This is a genomic window from Desulfosporosinus paludis (assembly GCF_045689965.1).
Taxonomy (GTDB): Bacteria; Bacillota; Desulfitobacteriia; order Desulfitobacteriales; family Desulfitobacteriaceae; genus Desulfosporosinus; species Desulfosporosinus paludis.
Window position 1 is genome coordinate 4,230,523 of sequence record NZ_CP144211.1, and the last position, 19,484, is coordinate 4,250,006.

Annotated in this window: 18 protein-coding genes; 13 read left to right on the forward strand and 5 right to left on the reverse strand. The window is 39.8% G+C overall.

The annotated features are described in order from the left end of the window. Window positions 1-567: 567 nt before the first annotated feature. A complete protein-coding gene (locus VZF35_RS20995) occupies window positions 568-1,284 on the forward strand; it encodes a GntR family transcriptional regulator (RefSeq protein ID WP_407308171.1) in 717 nt (238 codons plus the stop codon). Between the two features lie 215 nt (window positions 1,285-1,499). Here VZF35_RS20995 and VZF35_RS21000 read toward each other — a convergent pair whose 3' ends face one another. The 4 genes from VZF35_RS21000 to VZF35_RS21015 form a co-directional block, all read right to left on the reverse strand. Continuing rightward, on the reverse strand, window positions 1,500-1,580 hold the full coding sequence (locus VZF35_RS21000) for a hypothetical protein (protein WP_407314766.1): 81 nt from the start codon (window positions 1,578-1,580) through the stop codon (window positions 1,500-1,502). Between the two features lie 323 nt (window positions 1,581-1,903). Next, window positions 1,904-2,503: a hypothetical protein gene (locus VZF35_RS21005; protein WP_407308173.1), complete on the reverse strand. Its 600-nt coding sequence runs from the start codon at window positions 2,501-2,503 to the stop codon at window positions 1,904-1,906. Beyond that, complete coding sequence (locus VZF35_RS21010; protein WP_407314768.1) at window positions 2,504-2,569, reverse strand: hypothetical protein; 66 nt, start codon at window positions 2,567-2,569, stop codon at window positions 2,504-2,506. It lies immediately after the preceding gene. Window positions 2,570-2,572: 3 nt separating this feature from the next. Further along, a complete protein-coding gene (locus VZF35_RS21015) occupies window positions 2,573-2,785 on the reverse strand; it encodes a hypothetical protein (RefSeq protein ID WP_407308175.1) in 213 nt (70 codons plus the stop codon). A gap of 458 nt (window positions 2,786-3,243) precedes the next feature. Here VZF35_RS21015 and xsc point away from each other — a divergent pair, with 458 nt between their 5' ends. From xsc to VZF35_RS21065, 10 genes are all read left to right on the forward strand, one after another. Then, window positions 3,244-4,980, forward strand: a complete 1,737-nt coding sequence (xsc, locus tag VZF35_RS21020) for a sulfoacetaldehyde acetyltransferase (protein ID WP_407308178.1) — start codon at window positions 3,244-3,246, stop codon at window positions 4,978-4,980. A 210-nt stretch (window positions 4,981-5,190) separates the two neighbouring features. Beyond that, a complete protein-coding gene (gene sauS / locus VZF35_RS21025; protein WP_407308180.1) occupies window positions 5,191-6,615 on the forward strand; it encodes an acylating sulfoacetaldehyde dehydrogenase in 1,425 nt (474 codons plus the stop codon). A gap of 18 nt (window positions 6,616-6,633) precedes the next feature. Beyond that, on the forward strand, window positions 6,634-7,752 hold the full coding sequence (locus tag VZF35_RS21030; protein ID WP_407308182.1) for a succinate--CoA ligase subunit beta: 1,119 nt from the start codon (window positions 6,634-6,636) through the stop codon (window positions 7,750-7,752). Then, window positions 7,749-8,627 carry a succinate--CoA ligase subunit alpha gene (gene sucD, locus VZF35_RS21035; RefSeq protein ID WP_407308184.1) on the forward strand — a complete coding sequence of 293 codons (879 nt, stop codon included), beginning with the start codon at window positions 7,749-7,751 and terminating at the stop codon, window positions 8,625-8,627. The genes VZF35_RS21030 and sucD overlap by 4 nt, the downstream gene beginning before the upstream one ends. A 342-nt stretch (window positions 8,628-8,969) precedes the next feature. Further along, window positions 8,970-10,211, forward strand: a complete 1,242-nt coding sequence (locus VZF35_RS21040; protein ID WP_407308187.1) for an MFS transporter — start codon at window positions 8,970-8,972, stop codon at window positions 10,209-10,211. A gap of 337 nt (window positions 10,212-10,548) precedes the next feature. Next, window positions 10,549-12,510: a methyl-accepting chemotaxis protein gene (locus VZF35_RS21045; protein ID WP_407308189.1), complete on the forward strand. Its 1,962-nt coding sequence runs from the start codon at window positions 10,549-10,551 to the stop codon at window positions 12,508-12,510. Between the two features lie 393 nt (window positions 12,511-12,903). Continuing rightward, window positions 12,904-13,071 (forward strand): aspartyl-phosphate phosphatase Spo0E family protein, encoded by a 168-nt coding sequence (locus tag VZF35_RS21050; protein WP_407308191.1) that lies wholly within the window; start codon window positions 12,904-12,906, stop codon window positions 13,069-13,071. A 358-nt stretch (window positions 13,072-13,429) separates the two neighbouring features. Next, window positions 13,430-14,107, forward strand: coding sequence for a GntR family transcriptional regulator (locus VZF35_RS21055; RefSeq protein WP_407308193.1), 678 nt, complete (start codon window positions 13,430-13,432; stop codon window positions 14,105-14,107). Window positions 14,108-14,303: 196 nt separating this feature from the next. After that, window positions 14,304-14,864 (forward strand): chromate transporter, encoded by a 561-nt coding sequence (locus tag VZF35_RS21060; RefSeq protein WP_407308196.1) that lies wholly within the window; start codon window positions 14,304-14,306, stop codon window positions 14,862-14,864. Next, window positions 14,851-14,937, forward strand: a complete 87-nt coding sequence (locus VZF35_RS21065) for a chromate transporter (RefSeq protein WP_407314770.1) — start codon at window positions 14,851-14,853, stop codon at window positions 14,935-14,937. The genes VZF35_RS21060 and VZF35_RS21065 overlap by 14 nt, the downstream gene beginning before the upstream one ends. A 357-nt stretch (window positions 14,938-15,294) precedes the next feature. On the opposite strand, the gene VZF35_RS21070 is transcribed toward VZF35_RS21065, so the two are convergent. Then, complete coding sequence (locus VZF35_RS21070; RefSeq protein WP_407308198.1) at window positions 15,295-16,149, reverse strand: amidohydrolase family protein; 855 nt, start codon at window positions 16,147-16,149, stop codon at window positions 15,295-15,297. A gap of 258 nt (window positions 16,150-16,407) precedes the next feature. Here VZF35_RS21070 and VZF35_RS21075 point away from each other — a divergent pair, with 258 nt between their 5' ends. Both VZF35_RS21075 and VZF35_RS21080 read left to right on the forward strand, forming a co-directional pair. Beyond that, the gene (locus tag VZF35_RS21075; RefSeq protein WP_407308200.1) at window positions 16,408-17,799 is read left to right on the forward strand and encodes a sigma-54 interaction domain-containing protein; all 1,392 of its coding nucleotides are present in this window, start codon (window positions 16,408-16,410) and stop codon (window positions 17,797-17,799) included. 346 nt (window positions 17,800-18,145) lie between these two features. Beyond that, a complete protein-coding gene (locus VZF35_RS21080) occupies window positions 18,146-19,465 on the forward strand; it encodes an MFS transporter (RefSeq protein ID WP_407308202.1) in 1,320 nt (439 codons plus the stop codon). The last annotated feature ends 19 nt before the right edge of the window (window positions 19,466-19,484 follow it).

The following is a 19,484-nucleotide window of genomic DNA, read 5'->3' on the forward strand; positions in this document are numbered from 1 at the left end:
TCCATGATTTATGGCGAATATAGGATTATCTTCCCTCAAAAGAGTGGGCGTAATGGAGGATGTTCGTACTAATAGTAACCTATCTTTGAGATGTCTCTAATGAAGATGTCATGACCGCAGTTTAGGCAAGGCTACCTTATGATCTTCTGAAGAGTATATCATTCTGGATTATGGAGAGAAGTGCGGAAACGATCAAGAGTCATCACAATGTCGGTCTATGTCGGAAAATATCCATTTTGAATTAATTGGGCCTCGCAGATGCTATACAAGGTCGAGGTGCGGGAGTTAATAATCAATTGGGAATGAGTGAGGAAAATAGTCTGGTTTCAACCTTACCCGGACCAGCGTTCTGCCTGAAGCGGAGACAATCCTTTTTGGAAGGAATTCCTCATTTAGAATTTTTTGTAATTTACTTGATGGTGGTTTTGTTTCCTACCCTTTTGGGTATATTTAAACCACTGTTTTTTATCAACTTGACAAAAATCTTGGAGTTGTTATGATAAAGAATGATAACCACTTAGCTACTATATTAATTATAAGATAAATGACTAGGCGGGGTGATTCAACATGGAATTAAAGGCCAATAGTCAATTGCCATTACATGTTCAAATAAAGGACTGTCTCAAGAACGAGATTTTGCAGGGGAATCTTGAGAGAAAAATACCAAGTGAAAAGGAACTTATGGATATTTTCTCTGTAAGTAGAACTACTATTCGAGAGGCAATTGGGGCATTAGATCGAGAAGGAGTAGTTAAAAAAATACACGGCAAAGGGACGTTTGTAACCTTGAGGCCTATTCAAGAACAATGGATGGGGAATATTAGTACTTTCTCAGAAACAATTGAACGTGCGGGAATGAAACCGGGAGCCAAGTTGATTTCCAAGGGAATTAAGTCTTCGCCTCAATTTATTTCGGATATGTTTGGTGGACAGGAATATTATGTAATTGAAAGGTTGAGGACTGCCAATGACAGAATAATGGCTGTTGAGCGAAAGTGTTTCGAAGTGGGAATTGGGCTGAAATTGGAAAACTATGATTTAAATTCCAATATTTATAAGCTGTTGGAATTCAACATTGGAATTAAACCATGGACGGCTAAGGAAGTGGTCACTAGTAATAACCCTTCAAAGGAAGATGCTGCCTTGTTGGGTATTCCAAAGGCATCAAGCGTGCTTGTAATTGAGAGATCGACTTGGGATCCCGAAGGTGTACTGATTGAGTTTGTTAGTACGATTTTCCGAGCTGATAAATATTCCGTAAATATTAATATGTCGAGACATTAACGTTGTAGGTAATTTTAACTGGAGTAGGTCGATTGTTTAGTTGATCGAGATAACAATATCATCATAGAAAGAAACTAGGTATTAATTCTTAAGAATTAATACCTAGTCAGGACATCGACAAACCCCGTGTTTTAGACAAGACACAGGGTTTTCATTTTATCTGTAAAACGATATAAAAGAACACATTTGAGAAACATCAAAAAGATCAGGGCGATCTATTTGATGTTCTGAGCCGCGGCGCTTAGAAAGCTTTGCTCACGCATGTTGGGTAATCCACGCATGCGGACAAAGCGCAACCCGTGCAGCTCTTTCCCATCTGCAAAGTAGCGTTCAATCGTCTCTTTTCTCCATCGCTACCGTTTCCCAGCCGGGGTTTGGTAAAGGCCTTAACAGAATCCAATTCATCCTGCCACACATGATGAGTTACCAACCTTCTCGTTGCTTTTTCACTGAAGCATTCCTTTCGCTGTGGACAATTCTTGCAGAGTTTTCCGTCGCTCCAGTACTCTCGATAGCCTTCTCGGTTGGTGGTCTTCATTTCAGTTCCTGTTTCTGAGGGTAGAGATAGATGTTTCTTTACAGATTGTATGCAAATCGATATTTACCCAAGTGTTCCCCTTTATGCGTATGCCGAGGATACACACACTGGTGCATTATGATGGCCTGTATCAAGGCCCATGTAGTTCGGTAAGTAACCTATACGAGTTTTGATCTGAGTGAGAATTTCACTAAGTGGATCGACATCATTGATATTAACTGGGGTGACATGCACATTGACAATGAGATTATTCTTGCTGTCCACCGTGCGATGCTTGTTGTAATAGAAGCCATCTGGTTTGCCTTCCTTGTGCAATTGGCCACTGTCCAGATCAGTCTTGCTCTGCTGGATCGTTCTTGTATGAGGGTCATCTTTCCCTTCATCTCGGTCAAACGGGGATTTTTCCAGTCCCTTTCGGTCAATGTCCACTTGTTCGTCTAAAGCTTTTATGAAAGCTTTGGGGGTGATGCTCACTGTCACCGCCTGTTTTTTGTGTTTATTGGCCTTGGCTTTAACGTGGGTAGAATCGGTATAAAGGATCTGTCCTCCGATCAATCCCTTCTCTATGGCCTGACGCGAGATTTCGTTAAAGATCTTCTCCGCGATGTCATTATCTTGGAACTTCCGCCTGCAGTTTACGCTGATCGTACTGCTGTCTGGAGCTTTCTCTGTTAAGGTCAACTAGCAGAACCACTTGTAAGCTACATTAAAATTGACTTCTTCCTCGAGTCGACGCTCTGATCGGATACCTTATAGGTAACCGACCAGCAGCATTCTAAAAAGGATCTCTGGATCGATATCTGATCTTCCATTGTCTTCGCAATAAAGCGGGACGCAGAGCTTGTGAATGAAGCTGAAATCGATGGCGGCATCAATTTTTCGCAGGAAATAATCCTTTGGTACCAACATGTCATAGGTTACCAGCTCCATGCTTTCTTGCTTATCGCGATCGTTTTTCAGCATATCATTCAATCTGTATACTTTCCATAAAATCCCTATTCTGACGAAGATAGGCTGTTGACTATCTTTGTCAACAACCTGAACTGGGTATTAATTCTTAAGAATTAATGCCCAGTTTCTTTTTGTGATATTGTTTAAAAATCATCTCCTTCAGTATCAGGATCGTTTATCGATAAGATAGTTGTATACCGGATAACTATATAATTTTCGCACGCAACTGGTACGTACGTCACGACATAGGTATGTCGACGGCTGTTTTACGATTAAAAAATAACAAATCAGAGAGACATAAATCTCCTTAGGCATCAGGATTATTTATCGATAAGATAGACATCTTATATTGACTTGTATTCCGGATAACCTTATAATCTTCTCATGCAACTGGTACGTACGTCATGACATAGGTATGTCTCCGGCTGTATTACGATTAAAAAATAACAAATTAGGAGGACAAGAGAAAAATGGCAAAGGTCAAAATGACACCGAGTGAAGCTATTTGTGAGACTCTGCTAGCGGAAGGCGTTGACCATGTTACTGGTATTCTTGGTTCAGCGTTTATGGATCTACTTGACTTATTTCCGACAGCTGGAATTAAATTTATTCCGGTTCGTCATGAGCAATCTGCGGGTCATATGGAGGATGCTTACTGCCGCGTTACAGGTAAGTGTGGTGTAATCATTGGTCAAAATGGCCCAGGAATCACCAACATGGTTACATCTGTTGCTGCCGCTAATTCGGCACATACTCCGATGGTTATTATTTGTCCATCTGCTGGTACACCTACTATTGGTTGGGATGGCTTCCAAGAAGCTGACACTGTGCAAATTTTTAAGGCTATCACAAAAGCTACAATAAGAGTTCCGCATCCTAAGCGTGCTGCAGATTGCTTAAGAACGGCATTTCGCATTGCCTATGCAGAACGTGGACCTGTTCTTTATGATATCCCACGAGATTACTTTTACGGAGAAGTTGAAGAACAAATCTTAGAACCCCACGAATATCGGGTAGATAACCGAGGCTGTGGTTCTATTGAATCTCTTGATCAGGCTGCCGAAATTCTCCTTTCCGCTAAGACTCCTGTAATTGTTTCCGGACGTGGAGTCGTAGATACTAAGTCCGCTGATATTGTTGCGAAAATTGCCGAACTCTTAACTGCTCCGGTTGCTTGTACTTATATGCATAATGATGCCTTCCCGTGTGATCATCCTCTCTGGGTTGGCCCTATCGGTTATATGGGGTCTAAAGCAGCCATGCACTCATTAGCTGAAGCAGATGTAATCCTTGCACTTGGGACTAGATTATCCGTTTTTGGTACTTTACCGCAATACGATATCAACTATTTCCCAGAAAGTGCAAAGATTATTCAAGTCGATATTAACCCTAGGAATATCGCTCGTACACATCCAGTGGAAGTGGGCATTATTGGTGACGCTAAGGAAGCTGCTGTCGAGATCCTTAAGCGATTAAAAGTAAAAGTTCCTTCTCCGAAGGCATGTCAAACTCGATTAAGCACAATCCAAGCTCGTGTAAAGGATTGGAGAGATGAACTTGTTAGATTGGCCATGGTTGATGGGGTACCAATTAATCCACGCCGTGCATTGTTAGAAATTCAAAAAGTCTTGCCTGAGAATGCGATTGTTGCTACTGATATTGGAAACGTTGCTTCAACGTCGAACAGTTATCTTGAGTTTAAGGGGGAAGGAAAGCATATTGCAGCACTTACCTTTGGGAACACAGGATTTTCTTATCCAGCAGCACTAGGGGCACAAATGGCTAATCCGGATGCACCGTGTATTTCGATCGTAGGTGATGGAGCATGGGGCATGAGTTTGCATGAAGTGAGTACCGCGGTTGAACACAATTTACCCGTTGTAGCGATTGTCTTTAGAAATGGAGCATGGTGTGCCGAAAAGAAAAATCAAGTTGACTTCTATAATAATCGCTTTGTTGGTTCGGAAATCCCTAATCCAGAAAGTTTTGTACCAGTTGCTATTGCTATGGGTGCCGAAGGAGTCCGTGTGAACAAACCAGAAGATGTTGGACCTGCTTTAGAGAGAGCGATAAGCTTACGTAAGCCATTCGTGTTAGAAATAGTTTGTGATGGGACCCAACTTGCTCCCCCTTTTAGAAAAGATGCATTGCAAATGCCTACCCGGTTTCTCCCCAAATACCTGCATCTTGATGCAAAAAACTGGTAATTAATTATTAAGGCGTGCGTGACATGACCATGAGGCTGCATTCATTCACGCCTACAAACTAGAAAATAGAATTTAATGAATAGAAATGAACAAATATTCTTAAAAATAACTAAAATTTTAATATAAAAAAATACAGACAAAAGGTTGAAGAATAGGGTTCGTAGGAATTTTAAAGCTAAAGAGAACAACTTACAGAAGGGAGTCTTAATAATGAGTGATGAACCAGTCGTCGATACGAAGATAATTGTGCAAGAGCTAATAACTAAAGGGCGAGTGGCCATGGAAGAAATCAAGAATTATACACAGGCCCAAGCAAATACGTTGGTTCAAGCAGTTGCTTGGGCTATTTACCAGCAGGAACATGCTGAAGAACTAGCCCGTATTTCTATTCGCGATACTGGATTAGGTAATTATGAAGATAAGGTAATTAAAAATAAGCGAAAAACATTTGGTACATTACGTGATTTGTTGGACCAGGAAGCAAAGTCAGTAGGAGTCATTAATGTCGATCAGGCTAAAGGGATCACGGAAATTGCTAAACCTGTAGGCATTGTTGCGGCAATAGTACCTTCCACTAACCCTGGTGCAACCCCGGCAAACATAGCAATGATGGCTTTGAAAGGGCGTAATGCTATAATCATAGCTCCATCGCCTAAAGGGGCTTCTACTACAGATAAACTTCTTGAATACATTCATGCAGAACTAACTAAAATCGGTGCACCTGTTAATCTTGTACAAGCTTTACCAACGCCTGTTTCCAAAGAATCTACAGGAGAACTGATGAAACAAGCTAATATAGTAACTGTTACTGGGTCAGGAAATAATGTTAGGCTTGGTCAAACCTGTGGCACACCTAATGTATGCGTAAGTGCAGGTAACGTTGTTTCTGTAGTCGATGCAACGGCTGATTTGCAAGAGGCTGCGCACAGAATCATGTTGAGTAAGACGTTTGATAACGCTACGAGTTGTTCAAGTGATAATGCGGTTGTTATAGAAGCTGTAGTTTACGATCAGATGATTGAAGCCTTGAAAAAGGAAGGTGGCTACTTCTGTAATGCCGAGGAAAAAGTGCAAATGCATAAAGCAATGTGGGATGAAAACGGTAAACGAAAAGGAGCCACTACTGCAAAATCTGCTGAAGTAATGGCAGCTGAAGCTCGTTTGACTTCTGTAGAGGCAAAAAAAGCTAAATTCTTTATGGTAGAGGAAACAGAAGTAGGAAAAGCATTTCCCTTTTCCGGTGAGAAACTTTCCTTAGTATTGACGGTTTATAAGGTTGAAAATTTTGAAGAGGCCTTAGGTATGACTAAGCGTATTTTGAATTTCGTGGGGCGTGGGCACTCCTGTGGTTTGCATACAAATGATGAATCCCATATTGAGCGAATTGGATATGAGATGGATGTTTGTCGTCTCTTAATCAACCAGGTTCAATGTTTCGGTAATGGTGGGAACTTCAACAACGGTCTTAACTTTACGCTTTCCATGGGTGGAGGTACATGGGCTGGCAACAATATTAAGGAAAACCTTTCTTATAAGCATTTTATCAATATTACGAAAGTTTCTAGGGTGATTCCGGAAGTTGTCCCTTCTGAAGTGGAGTTATTTGAGTCGTATTGGACTAAATATGGTCGCTAAAATAAGGAGGGCAGAAAAATGAAACTGTTTGAATATCAAGCAAAGGAACTATTTAATGAGCTGGGAATTCCTGTTCCGACTAGCACTCTCATTAGTGATATAGGCGAATTGGACAAAGCTCTAGCTGTGATCGGTCTTCCTTGTGTACTTAAAGCCCAAGTTTTGCAAGGTGGTCGAGGTAAAGCTGGATTGGTGAAATTTGTTAGAACTATAGAAGAGGCAAGTATCGAAGCTGAACGTATCCTTAATGCTACTAGTAAGAAACTGTTGGTTGAAGGTGCAGTTGAGTTCGAAAAGGAAATGTATTTGGCAATCACGATCGATCCGGTCAGTGGATCAGCACTTGTCATGGCATGTCTCGATGGTGGGGTAGAGATTGAAGTAACCGCACGAACGACGCCGGAAAAAATTATTAAGGAAAAAGTCGATCTTGGAAAGGGTCTGATGCCGTTCCAGGCTAGTAATGTTATGTACTCTTTGGGACTTAACAAAGATCAGACCGCAGCAGGAAGTAAAGTGCTTCTGAAACTTTATGAGCTGTTCGTAAAATTTGACGCAGAACTCGTAGAGATTAATCCTCTGATGATTCTTAAAGATGGATCCATGATAGCTGCCGACGGAAAGATCAACATTGATGATAATGCCCTATTTAAACATAACCGCTATTCAATAACTCGAGACTATTATAAAAATGATTTTGAATTTCAAGCGGCTCAGGATGGGATCCCCTATATCCAATTTGATGGAGATATCGGCTTAATGGTGGCGGGAGCGGGTCTGGCTAACGTAGTTTATGATTTGATTAGCTATTATGGGGGCACTGTGGCAAACTATCTTGAGTTTGGTGGACCTAACTATCATAAAGCTCAAAAGTGTATGAAGATGATGCTTGATAATAGACCAAAGTGCATCCTAATTGCTACCTTTGGAACAATTGCCCGTGCCGATATTATGGCTCAAGGAATTGTCGATGCAGTAAAAGAGTTAAAACCAGATATTCCGATCGTTGCTGTTATTCGTGGTACGGGTGAAGAAGAGGCGCAGGAGTTGTTAAGAAGTGTTGGATTGAAGCCACTTAATGATACGGAAGAGGCTGTTAAGAAAGCAGTGGAGTTAGCGGGAGGTGGTTCCAGATGAGTGTAATCATTGATTCCGGCACAAGAGTTCTTATACAGGGGATTACAGGCAAAGAAGGTAGTTTTTGGGCAAAACACATGAAAGACTATGGGACGAATGTTGTCGTAGGTGTTACTCCGGGAAAAGAGGGGCAGGATGTTGACGAGGTACCCGTTTACCACACAGTTCGCAGGGCCGTTGAAAAGTATCAAGTCGATGCATCCTTACTTTTCGTTCCACCGCGCTTTGCTAAAGGTGCCATATTTGAGGCTTTGGACGCTGGTATTAAAACAATTGTAGTGACTGCTGAAGGAATCCCACTCCATGAAATGGTTCAAATCCGAAAAGCAGCCCTTTCTGAGGGTGCCATGGTCATCGGGGGAAATACGACCGGTATCATTTCCACAGGTAAAGCCATGATGGGTTTCTTTCCTTATTGGTTAGAGAGGGTATACAAACCTGGTCGAATCGGAGTAATGACAAGAAGCGGTTCCTTAACTAACGAGGTTACAGCGGAAATTGTCAAAGCTGGTTACGGTTCAAGCTCTGTTATCGGTGTTGGTGGAGATCCCATACCTTTCACACGTTTTGCGGAAGTATTACCACTTTTTGAAAAGGACCCGGATACAGATGCAGTTGTTATGATTGGTGAAATCGGAGGGACAATGGAAGAGGAAGTTGCAGAAGCTATTGAAAATGGTATCTTTACTAAGCCGTTAATTGGTTTTATGGGCGGCAGAACAGCCCCAAAAGGACAAAAAATGGGTCATGCCGGAGCAATCATTACAGCTGGCAAGGGAACAGTAGCAGATAAAGTTGAAGCATTAGCCGCAGTTGGTGCACTTGTGGCTGATCGACCAAGTGTGATCGGAACATTGCTCAAATCCATCCTTTAAATAGTATGTGGTGAACGGCTCTTCATTGAGTCTAGTCTAGAAATTCTGAGGCTTGAAGCGGAGGAACATAATCTATTAGTTCCTCCGGGGCACTTGCACTTGTAGTGAGCTTACTTTCCGTAATGATCTATTTAAGAGCTAAGAAGTGAGTCTAGTTGTTTAAAGTTTAGCTGCATTAAGAGTAACTCTGTCTGGGAGGCCTAGTAGTTGCCGTAAGATAAATGTACTCACTTATTCAGGGGTATAATTCTTAATGAGTGTGCAAACTTTCACTAAGTCCTGCATGAGTTTAAACGTCGTTGGTATTTCAAACGGGAATAAGAATTAATGGAGGTATATTATATGACAAAAGGCAAGAAATATTATTTACTTACCCTGATTTGTCTGCTTTTCCTTATTTCCTACTTAGACAGAGTAATAATCTCAATTACGGCTCCGTCAATGATGAAAGAGTTTAAATTCGATGCGGGAACAATGGGGCTTATCTTCTCCGCCTTTGCTTATCCGTATGCACTACTACAAATGGTTGGTGGGTCCTTAGGCGATAAGTTCGGACCGCGCAAAGTGCTGACAGGTTTAATGGCTTGGTGGTCTCTATTTTGCATCGCTACGGGACAAGCTTGGAGTTTTATCTCGCTCTTTATCTACCGATTAGCTTTCGGGTTTGGTGAGGCGGGTGGTTTTCCTGTTGCGACAAGAGCTATTAGGGGATTATACGGACAGGAAAAAAATGGATTTATGCAAGGACTGACTCATGCGGCTTCTCGTTTCGGAGGTGCAATCGCTCCACCAATTGTAGTGTTTATTATGATCAAATGGAACTGGAGAGCACCTTTTTACTTCTTAGGAGCCCTAGGACTTATATGGGCACTTCTCTTCTGGATTTCATTTCGTGAGGAGAAACCCTCAGGTGTTGAAGAGAAAAAAGCTGAAAAGTTACCATGGAAAGCGTTACTGTGTAACAAGAATATGTGGATGCTGGTCTTTACAGATTTCTGTTACGGATATAGTCTTTGGATATACTTGACCTGGATGCCTACCTACCTGACTGGACAAAGACATTTTAGTATTCTGAACATGGGTTTCTATGCCTCGCTTCCACTTACACTTGGTATTTTTGGTGATCTTCTCGGTGGTTGGGTTTCCGACTTCATATATAAAGTTAATGGTAATTTGCGTCTTGCCCGTCGACTTCCGATTGCTGTTGCCTTCCCCATGGCAAGCGCTTTGGTATGGTTGGGTTTAAACACAAACAGTGGTATCGCTGCAGTATGGTTTTTAGCCGGAGCGTTCTTCTTTCTTGAACTTGCCAATGCTAATCTCTGGGCTACTTCCATGGATGTTGGTGGCAAAAAATTCTCAGGTTCTGCTTCAGGTATGATGAATACGGGATTCGGCTTAGCCGGTATTATCAGCCCAATGGTCTTTGGTTACCTTCTTAAATATACCGGTTCATGGAGCTATCCTTTCTATGTTGGAGTTGGATTGTTATTGCTGGGCACTATCTCAATATTCTTGGTAGATCCGACGAAGAGTTTGGACTCTGGGGAAAATGTTACTTATCAGAATGGTGTTAATATCTAGAATAAACCAGAAAACAACGAGCGGGAAAAATAAGATTGTTTTATTTGATAATAACGAAGAGTTGGTTTTGCGGCCTACTCTTCGTTATTAATGATTAATGTGAAAAGGGAAACATGCCTCATAAATGGTAACACTAAAAGGGTAATAAAATTGATTAATCGTAAATGATAAATATCGAATTTCTAGGGGGAGATAAACTTTTAAAATCAAAAAATTGGCTCTTCAATTGTCTAAGACAAAGGGCAAACTTCGTAAAGGCTAGTACACATAGCAATGAGTCTTCGTATAAATAGATAAATTTCTTTGAGTAATGGCAATATAAGGGGGCGAATGATATTTGAAACTTAGGACAAAGCTTTTTCTGATTATTTTATCGACAAGTCTTATACCCTTGTTATTGTTTTCTGCTATATCAATAATTTCATTCAATAGCAATACCCGGAAAGCAAGTTATCAAATTGCGCATGATAAAGCTAGTACCGCACAAGTTCAGATTGACGATTTGATTAAGAATGACTTTACTACATTAAAGCTAATGTCTCAGCAGACTGATATTCGTTCATTGAATATCGAGAAAACGAAGACACTGCTTGTTGACACGACAAAGGTAAATCCTGACCTACTTATAACACTTGTTGATGTAAACGGACAACAAATAGTCAAAAGCAACAACGATGCCTTACAAAAAGTAAATGACAGGGATTATTTTAAGGAAGCTATAAAAGGCAGTGAGGAGTATGTTTCTGAAATCCTCGTTTCTAAAGCTACTGGGCATCTAATAGTCTTTATCTCTACTCCTGTCAGGGAAAACGGAACAGATAAAATTGTGGGGGCACTAACTGCTAGCATTGAAGTTGCTCAAATTAGTAATTTTGTTAAAGAACTTTCACAAAACGGTTCACTTGTGTATGTGGTTTCAAAAGATGGTAAAGTACTTGCCCATCCGAATATTCAATATGCAACAAAACAAACGGATTTGAGTAAACTTCCTTACATAAAGGCAGCATTAGCAGGCGACGATAATACTTTAGAAGCTACTAATGAACAAGGGCAGAAGGTAATAGCTAGTTATATACATGACAAAAACACGAGCTGGCTTATTTGTGTTGAAACGCCATACAATGTTGCTATGGGTGCAAGCCTATCTCTTTTTTATAATCTTATAGTTATGCTCGGTATTGTATTGCTGATCCTAATTGCTTTAGGTCTTTATATTTCAGGGAGTTTTACAAAACCATTAGTTGAATTATCGAATGTAGCACATAAGATTGCCAATGGTGACTTAACTGAATTTAAGCTAAGTATTGAGACTAAAGATGAAATTGGATTGCTTGCCAAAGACTTTAGGACAATGAGTTATAGCCTTGGACAGTTAATTAAGAGGGTACAAGAACTCGCAACTACTTTGACTTTAAATTCACAACAGTTAGCAGCCACGACCAAAGAAACTGACTTAACTCTTACTCAAGTAGTTACAACTATTAGTGAAATGGCACAAGGAAATATTTCGCAGTCAGAAATGATTCAAAACTTAAATAATGCAATTTCTAATGTAACATCACTAGTTAAAGAAGCCGCTCTGATGACGGGCAAAGGGGCAGAACAGGCTAAAGAATCCTTGAAGCTTGCCGAAAATGGACAACAGGTGGTTGAGTTACAGAACCAAAAAATAATCCAAAACAACAAAATCGCTGAGGATGTAGCCGAATCTGTTCAAGAGTTAGTAATAATGACAAGTGAAATCCAAAATATTGTTGGGGTAATTAATGCGATTGCTGGAAAAACCAATTTGCTTGCCCTGAACGCTTCGATTGAGGCAGCTAGGGCAGGAGATCATGGACGTGGCTTTGCTGTTGTGGCAGAAGAAATCCGTAAACTTGCCGAACAATCTAGAACTTCGACTAAGGAAATAGAAACTATCGTTCGTAAGATTGATAGCAAAGTTGGTATTACGGTTAATAAACTTGCAGATGTTAAATCCATTATTGAAGAATTATGTAATATTGGAGTAAAGACTAAGATAAGCTTTGATCAGATATTTGTTTCGGTGATAGAAGAAGTAGAAAACTCGAAGCAGATAGCATCAGCATTAATCGGAGTCAATAGCCAGGCAAAACACGTGGAGAATGAATCAAGTAATATTTCAGTAGTAATGGAACAAGCATCCACTAGCATGCAAGAAGTCTCAACATCATCCGAAGAGCAATTGGCGTCAATAGAAACAATTACGTTAATGTCAAAAGAGTTATTAGATATTGCCCAAGATTTGATGAGTAAAGTAGCCACATTTAAGATATAAGTCTTTGTGAGTTTATTACAACAATCTCACCATAATTTTTGTGGGTTAGCATAGAAAAATGTTGATGGATGGTGTCGTGTGCTTTAGACGGATACGGAGAATGAAGTGGATATTTTCTTAGGTATACCAAGGGTACTCATTAAGAATTGTAGGGTATAAATTTAGTCATAAATTATTAGATAGAGAACAATTTCCTTATCAATAAAGTCTAAATCCCAAATTAAGGAAGATAAGCAACATTTTGAAATTAGGACGTACATGATTTTGAAACCTCTTCTCTGTTTAAGGTAAAAATTGAATCAACATCTAGCTTAACGCTCAATTGAGAAATAATTGTAGAAGTATTATTCAGATTAGCACATTATTCCCAATCTAATGGAGGAGGGCAAATATATGTCTGAAATCGAGAAACTATTAAAGCAAGTCGAAGAATTGCACTTAAGCATGATCAAAATAAAAGAACGTAAATCTTTGATAGATTCAGGAGTCATAATCGAAAGTCAAATATTAGATGTTATTCTAAGTAATTACAGAGAAACATTAAGTAGGATTAGAAACTAAAGAGGCTCAGGCTTTGATTCGCGATGCTCCTTTTTGTCATTTCATCTCTGTATAGTGCTTTGTATCATCCCACATTTGCTCAAACTCATAGTTCCACCTTGTCGTTTACCATAGAATTATGTTTAGTTAGGTAACACCTTAAGTTACTGCATAAGCCGAATTTTAACACAGCAAATTATATCAAAAAAGCTTGTATTTTTTGCAATTCACTCATGTAGTTAGTGGCCTCGCTTTGTCCTTATGAATCTTAAATTGTAAAAATTGTGTCTTGACAAACGGTATACTGTTTTTGGCCTTTTACTATCAAACTAACGTAATTTAATCTATCAAGGACATAAATTCTAAAGGGGAGAAGGAAGTGGAACATCGGTTTTTACCCGTTAAATTTGATGACATGGGTCATATCTGTAATTCAGTGTTTGTAATTCTGAGAAATGCCATTCTTGATAAAAAACTAGAACCGGGACAGAGGCTGGTTGAACGTATTATTGCAGAACAACTGGAGGTTAGTAGAACTCCGGTGCGCGAAGCAATTCGCAAGCTTGAAATAGAAAGGTTAGTCACTCATATCCCACGGAAAGGGGTCGTGGTTTCTGGATTCACTAAAGTGGATATTGTAGAGATACTGCTCATAAGAACGTCTTTGGAAGCGCTTATGAGCAGTATTGCAGCTACTAAAATTATACCCGAAGAAGTTGAACGTTTAGGATCGATAGCTAAGGAGATTTCGAATGAACAAGAAAAAGGAAATTTTAAAAAATCTAACCAATTAAACGATAAGTTTCATGAAATAATCTATAGAGCTGCTGATAGCCCAAGGTTGTACAATTTAATCAAAACTTTACACGAATATATTACAAAATTCATGCAAGAGGCAAATTCTAAACTAGGCCGACCTGAAGAAATATGGACGGAACACAATGAGATCATTGAAGCGCTGCGTAGCCATGATAGCTCTATGGCTGATGCAGTTGCGAAAAAACACGCGGAAAATTCAAGCAAAGCGTTTTTGGAAATGGCTTTTTGGAATAAATAATAATTATAGAATATGGTATGCAAATACGTTGAATCATGAGGTTAAGATGCTGTTTCTGAAACTCGTCTAAATTAACTTGTCTACGCGTCATTTATAAACTTATTTCGGAATTGCGGTTACTATAATGAATTTAAGGAAAAAAATGGTTATTTTACTAAAGCCATTTCATGAAACAATTAGAAGTAAAGGGGAAACTATGAAAATATTTATAGAAATATTTATTGTCTTCTTCAAAATCGGCTGTTTAGCCTTTGGCGGAGGCTATGCTGTTATAGGCATATTGCAAAAGGAAGTGGTCGAATTAAAACAATGGATTGACAATAACGAATTGACAGATATCATGGCTATTTCCCAGACCCTCCCAGGGATCATTACTGTCAATTCGGCGACGATGATTGGCTATCGAAAAAAAGGTATTCTAGGCGCTATGATTGCCACCATCTCTTCCATCCTACCAACTTTTTTTTTGATACTGATTCTAACCTTTTTTATATGGGGATTCACGGATAATATCATTGTCCATAAAGCTTTTATGGGAATTCTCCTGGGAGTCACTGCCTTGATTCTTAATTCTGTTAAGAAAACCTGGAAAACGGCGGTTAAACATTACTCAGATATAATCTTGGCCCTCTTGGCTACTCTTCTGCTTTTTACCAACGTTAACGTCGTTTTGATTCTTCTGTTTCTGGCCGGGCTTGGCTTTGGCAAGAACCTGTATTATATGCGAGTGGAGTGCAAGAAAAATGAACCTCATTGAACTATTTCTCGTATTTCTAAAAATTGGAGCTGTCAGTTTTGGTGGCGGCTATGCAATGGTTCCGTTCCTTTAGACAGAGATGGCATCCCATAACGGGGTGTCATTTGCTGACTACGTCAAAGTAATAGCTATTGCACAGGTGTTTCCGGTCCTTTTGCCATTTATCTTCTTACATCGGCTTCAAAGTATCAGGCGATATTCTTCATATCGCTTTTGCAATTTCTGCAACAGGAGTATATTCCAAAACTAATTTACTGAAGCCATCTTAAATTGACGATCATAACTTCTTCTGCTCATAAACTGTCACCTGTTCTCTTAATTTAGCGACCAATTCATCATATTATTCCAATTTCGGGATTTTATACCGTCCGTTATTTGGAATTTAGTCACATTTTCAATAATGCTTTGGGTTGGCTATTCAATGCTGTATTTACAGCGGTAAAGCTGTCACTTCAGGCAAATTCAATACCTTGGCTGCATTCTTGCACATCACTTTTTCGAGAACATTAGGTTTGAAAGGAAGTTTTTCATAGTTCTTAAGGGCTTCTTTGAAGTCCACAAAAGGGTGGGCGCTTGCATAGAGAACTTTATCACTAATAATTGTATTGGCCGCTTGAATGTAAGCTTCTGATTGAGGGAAGAATTCGTATTCGGATAATTCGAGGTACACGTTGGCATTACGTTGGACTATCATAATCATTTCATTGACCCAAGGATATCCGCCATGACTGATAATAATTTTTAACTCGGGGAAATCTCTAGCGACAAAATCAATATATCTGGGGGCAACGTGATCGATTACGGCATTCGGCACTAAAGTGCCTGGGCCTGTAGTAACTATGATCGGGATATTTAATTCGCAGCATTTGGAATAGATGGGATAGTATTTGGCATCGTTAACATAAATTTGGGCAAGGTAAGGATCGATCGCTGCTCCTTTTAAATTGTGTTCGTAAACTGCGGTCTTAATTTCTTCAATAGCGCTCATGCCCTTATGAGGATCGAGTCCAGCGAAACCGATAAATTTATTTGGAAAATTACTTACGAAATTAATCACACTTTTGTTATTTGATTTTGAGCCATACGTAGTTTCGCAATCTCTACCGGTCACAACGGCTTTTACCACATTGTGCTTATCCAGTTCTTGAACCACTTCCTCCACGGTCTGAGGCAACATCTTGGAAAAATCGATGGAAGCGCAAAGTCCTTTGAAGGCGGGGTTGTTAGAGATTCCTGACAACGTGTCTTCAGTATTTGGTCTGAATCTAAAATCAATGATGTTCATGAATATCCTCCTTTTTGTCAAGCCCAACAAACTTGAACGATAGACATTGCAAGATTTATGCCAATAGAAAAATACTTGGGTAGCATTGATATTTCTTATCGAAGTATGCTAAGCTCGTTGTAGAATTGCAACAAATCTGTATTCTCTAAAAGAAGTGCTACCGGGCTAACAACCTTAAACCTTGTGAAATAGAGTATTTATTTAATATTGTTGCAATCTGTTTTGTTTTTGCAACGATACGATTGGAGGACAATGGTTATGAGTAAATTGTTAGATACGATCGATATGGAGAAACTTCATGAAGGGATTCTGGATGTTTTGAGTGATGGGATCTACGTTTCAGATGCGAGTGGAAAGACACTGAAAGTTAATAAGATGTACGAACAATTGACAGGATTAAAAAGAGAAGAAATAATAGGTAAATTCGTTACTGATTTGAGAAATCAGGGGAGTTTTGATGTAGTCTTAAACCCAGAGATTGTAAGTACAGGTCAAAAGAAAAGCTCCGTTCAAGTGACAAAAGAAGGCAGAAGGGTAATTTTAAATGGTTATCCTGTATTTGACGAATCAGGTAAGGTCGCTCTAGTCGTAACGTTTGTCCGGGATGTCACGTTACTGTGTCAACTGAAAGATCAAATCGCTAATCAACAAGAAGTGATTGATAAATTTCGTGAAGTTCAACATCGGGATAAGAAGATGCAAAAAAGCACAGTTGTCTATGAAAGTCAAGAAATGGTTAAATTGATCAATTTGTTGGATAAAGTAGCTAAAACCGATGCTACGGTATTACTGCTTGGGGAAACAGGAGCGGGTAAGGATGTTCTCTGCAGACTCATACACGAACATAGCCAGAGAAAAAATGAACCTTTTTTTAAAGTTGATTGTTCGACGATTCCGGAAAGCCTTATCGAATCAGAGCTTTTTGGGTATGAATCGGGGGCTTTTTCAGGAGCAAATACGAAAGGCAAACCAGGGCTCTTTGAAATGGCTGATAAAGGGACTTTGTTCTTAGATGAGATTGGGGAGCTGCCGCTTCTAATGCAGTCCAAGTTACTTCGTGCCTTACAGGATCAAGAATTGATCCGTGTGGGATCGACAAAGGTTAGAAAATTTGATGTTCGGTTTATTGCAGCAACTAATAAGGATTTAGAAGAAGAGGTTAAACATGGCCGTTTCAGAAGCGATTTATACTATAGACTTCGGGTTGCTGTTTTACAAATACCTCCTTTAAGGGAAAGACGAGGGGATATTCTGCCTTTGATCCGCTTCTTTTCTGAGAAATATAATGCGAAATACAGAAAAGAAGTAACGTATACTAACGAAGTTTGCAAAACCTTTGAAAATTATAAATGGCCGGGCAATGTGAGGGAGATGGACAATTTTATTCAAAGTCTTATTGTTACTTGTGAACAAGAGACTCTTGATGTTTCAGATTTGCCCCATTACATGCTCCGAGATGCTTTCAATATGGATCAATCAGCTACTATGATTGATAATAATAAAACATTAGATGAGTTAATGTCTGATTACGAAAAAAACCTTATTAAGAAAGCACTGGATGCTCATGGCTCAGTGGCGAAAGTGGCGAAACTTTTAAAAGTAGATCGAACCACCATATTTCGAAAGGCAAAAAAGTATTCACTTCTATAAGTGATATGTTGCAGCTAAACAACAGGCGTTGCGTGATCGCAACGCCTGTAAAGTTCTATAAGTAGGTATTTAAGCTGCTCAATTCGGAGAATCTTGTTGCAGAGTCGCACAAAACTATTAAAATATTGCACTATCTTGCAAATTTATCTGCATTTCGAGCATCTTCAGGGTTGGCATAGCTTTTGCAATCATAGGAAGATGCAAACACATCATTAACTTTTCCTATAGCAAGAGGAGGTAAAAGCTAGTCGGATGCTGTTAAGCCAAGAAAGCAGGGGGTGAATTTGCAAGGGAATGTGCATGTACTCACAAGAATTAAGTTATTAATTTTAATGGAGGTAGGTATATGAGTGACAATAAGGCTGCGATCAGGCGAGTAGCGATTTCCAGTATTATTGGTGCAACGATTGAATGGTATGATTTCTTTTTATATGGTGTTGTCGCTGGACTCGTGTTCAACAAGCTATATTTTCCCACAGGTGACCCAATGATTTCCACGATGCTTGCTTATGTAACCTTTGCTGTTGGATTTGTAGCCCGCCCTATTGGTGGAATTCTTTTTGGCCACTTCGGAGACAAGATTGGACGTAAAAGCATGCTTGTCTTGACAATGATGATTATGGGTCTTTCTACTGTAATGGTTGCCATAATTCCAACATATGCTCAGATTGGAGTCTGGGCTCCGATTTCGTTGTTGGTTCTTAGGGTAATACAAGGGATTGGCTTGGGTGGAGAATGGGGCGGTTCAGTGCTCATGGTTTATGAATATGCGCCAGAATCTAAACGGGGTTTCTATGCAAGTTTGCCACAAATCGGGCTCTCGATAGGACTTTGTTTATCTTCAGGGGTTGTCGGATTATTGTCCCTTTTCTCGACAGATGCTCAATTCATGGCGTGGGGATGGCGTGTCGCTTTCGGTATTAGTATTCTGCTGGTTGCTGTAGGGTCTTGGGTCCGCACACACGTTGTCGAGACTCCAGAGTTCCAAATGGTAAAGGAGAAGAAAAGCGAAGCAAAGATTCCATTTTTCGAAATGTGGCACACTCATACTGGCAACATTCTTGCAGGTATGGGTGCTAGGTATATTGATGGAGTTTTCTTTAATATCTTTGGTGTTTTCTCAATCACGTATCTCACACAAACAATTAAGATTAACCGCACTGAGGCCTTGCTGGGCGTTACGATAGCCGCTATAGTGATGTGCTTCTTTATTCCGTTTTTCGGTCATCTTTCTGATCGAATGGGCAGAACTAAGATTTATACGATTGCTAGTTTTCTTTGTGGCATTGTAGCTTTCCCTGCGTTTTGGCTTATGGGACATGGCGGAGGGAGTAATACCCTCGTCTGGTTATCTATTATTATTCCATTCGGGATTTTTTACGCTGCCGTGTATGGGCCAGAGGCTGCTCTATTCTCTGAACTGTTTGATGCAAAAGTACGTTACACAGGGGTCTCATTTGTATATCAGTTTTCGGGAATCTTCGCAAGTGGTATCACCCCGATCGTTGCCACTGCATTGCTGAAATATGGAAATGGAGGTCCAAAATATTTATGCGCTTACGTTCTTTTTGCGGGTGTGATCAGTGCACTTTCTGCATGGTGGATTGGCGCAAATAATAGGAGAGCGGAAACAAGCGTTAACCTGCAGTTCGAAAACGGTCGTTAGGTAAATTTATTCTACGATA

Excerpts from the sequence above, each read along its gene's own strand:
- VZF35_RS20995 (WP_407308171.1), top strand. The coding sequence starts at position 568 with ATGGAATTAAAGGCCAATAGTCAATTGCCATTACATGTTCAAATAAAG.
- VZF35_RS21015 (WP_407308175.1), bottom strand. The coding sequence starts at position 2,785 with ATGCTGAAAAACGATCGCGATAAGCAAGAAAGCATGGAGCTGGTAACC.
- xsc (WP_407308178.1), top strand. The coding sequence starts at position 3,244 with ATGGCAAAGGTCAAAATGACACCGAGTGAAGCTATTTGTGAGACTCTG.
- sauS (WP_407308180.1), top strand. The coding sequence starts at position 5,191 with ATGAGTGATGAACCAGTCGTCGATACGAAGATAATTGTGCAAGAGCTA.
- VZF35_RS21030 (WP_407308182.1), top strand. The coding sequence starts at position 6,634 with ATGAAACTGTTTGAATATCAAGCAAAGGAACTATTTAATGAGCTGGGA.
- sucD (WP_407308184.1), top strand. The coding sequence starts at position 7,749 with ATGAGTGTAATCATTGATTCCGGCACAAGAGTTCTTATACAGGGGATT.
- VZF35_RS21040 (WP_407308187.1), top strand. The coding sequence starts at position 8,970 with ATGACAAAAGGCAAGAAATATTATTTACTTACCCTGATTTGTCTGCTT.
- VZF35_RS21050 (WP_407308191.1), top strand. The coding sequence starts at position 12,904 with ATGTCTGAAATCGAGAAACTATTAAAGCAAGTCGAAGAATTGCACTTA.
- VZF35_RS21060 (WP_407308196.1), top strand. The coding sequence starts at position 14,304 with ATGAAAATATTTATAGAAATATTTATTGTCTTCTTCAAAATCGGCTGT.
- VZF35_RS21065 (WP_407314770.1), top strand. The coding sequence starts at position 14,851 with ATGAACCTCATTGAACTATTTCTCGTATTTCTAAAAATTGGAGCTGTC.
- VZF35_RS21070 (WP_407308198.1), bottom strand. The coding sequence starts at position 16,149 with ATGAACATCATTGATTTTAGATTCAGACCAAATACTGAAGACACGTTG.
- VZF35_RS21075 (WP_407308200.1), top strand. The coding sequence starts at position 16,408 with ATGAGTAAATTGTTAGATACGATCGATATGGAGAAACTTCATGAAGGG.
- VZF35_RS21080 (WP_407308202.1), top strand. The coding sequence starts at position 18,146 with ATGAGTGACAATAAGGCTGCGATCAGGCGAGTAGCGATTTCCAGTATT.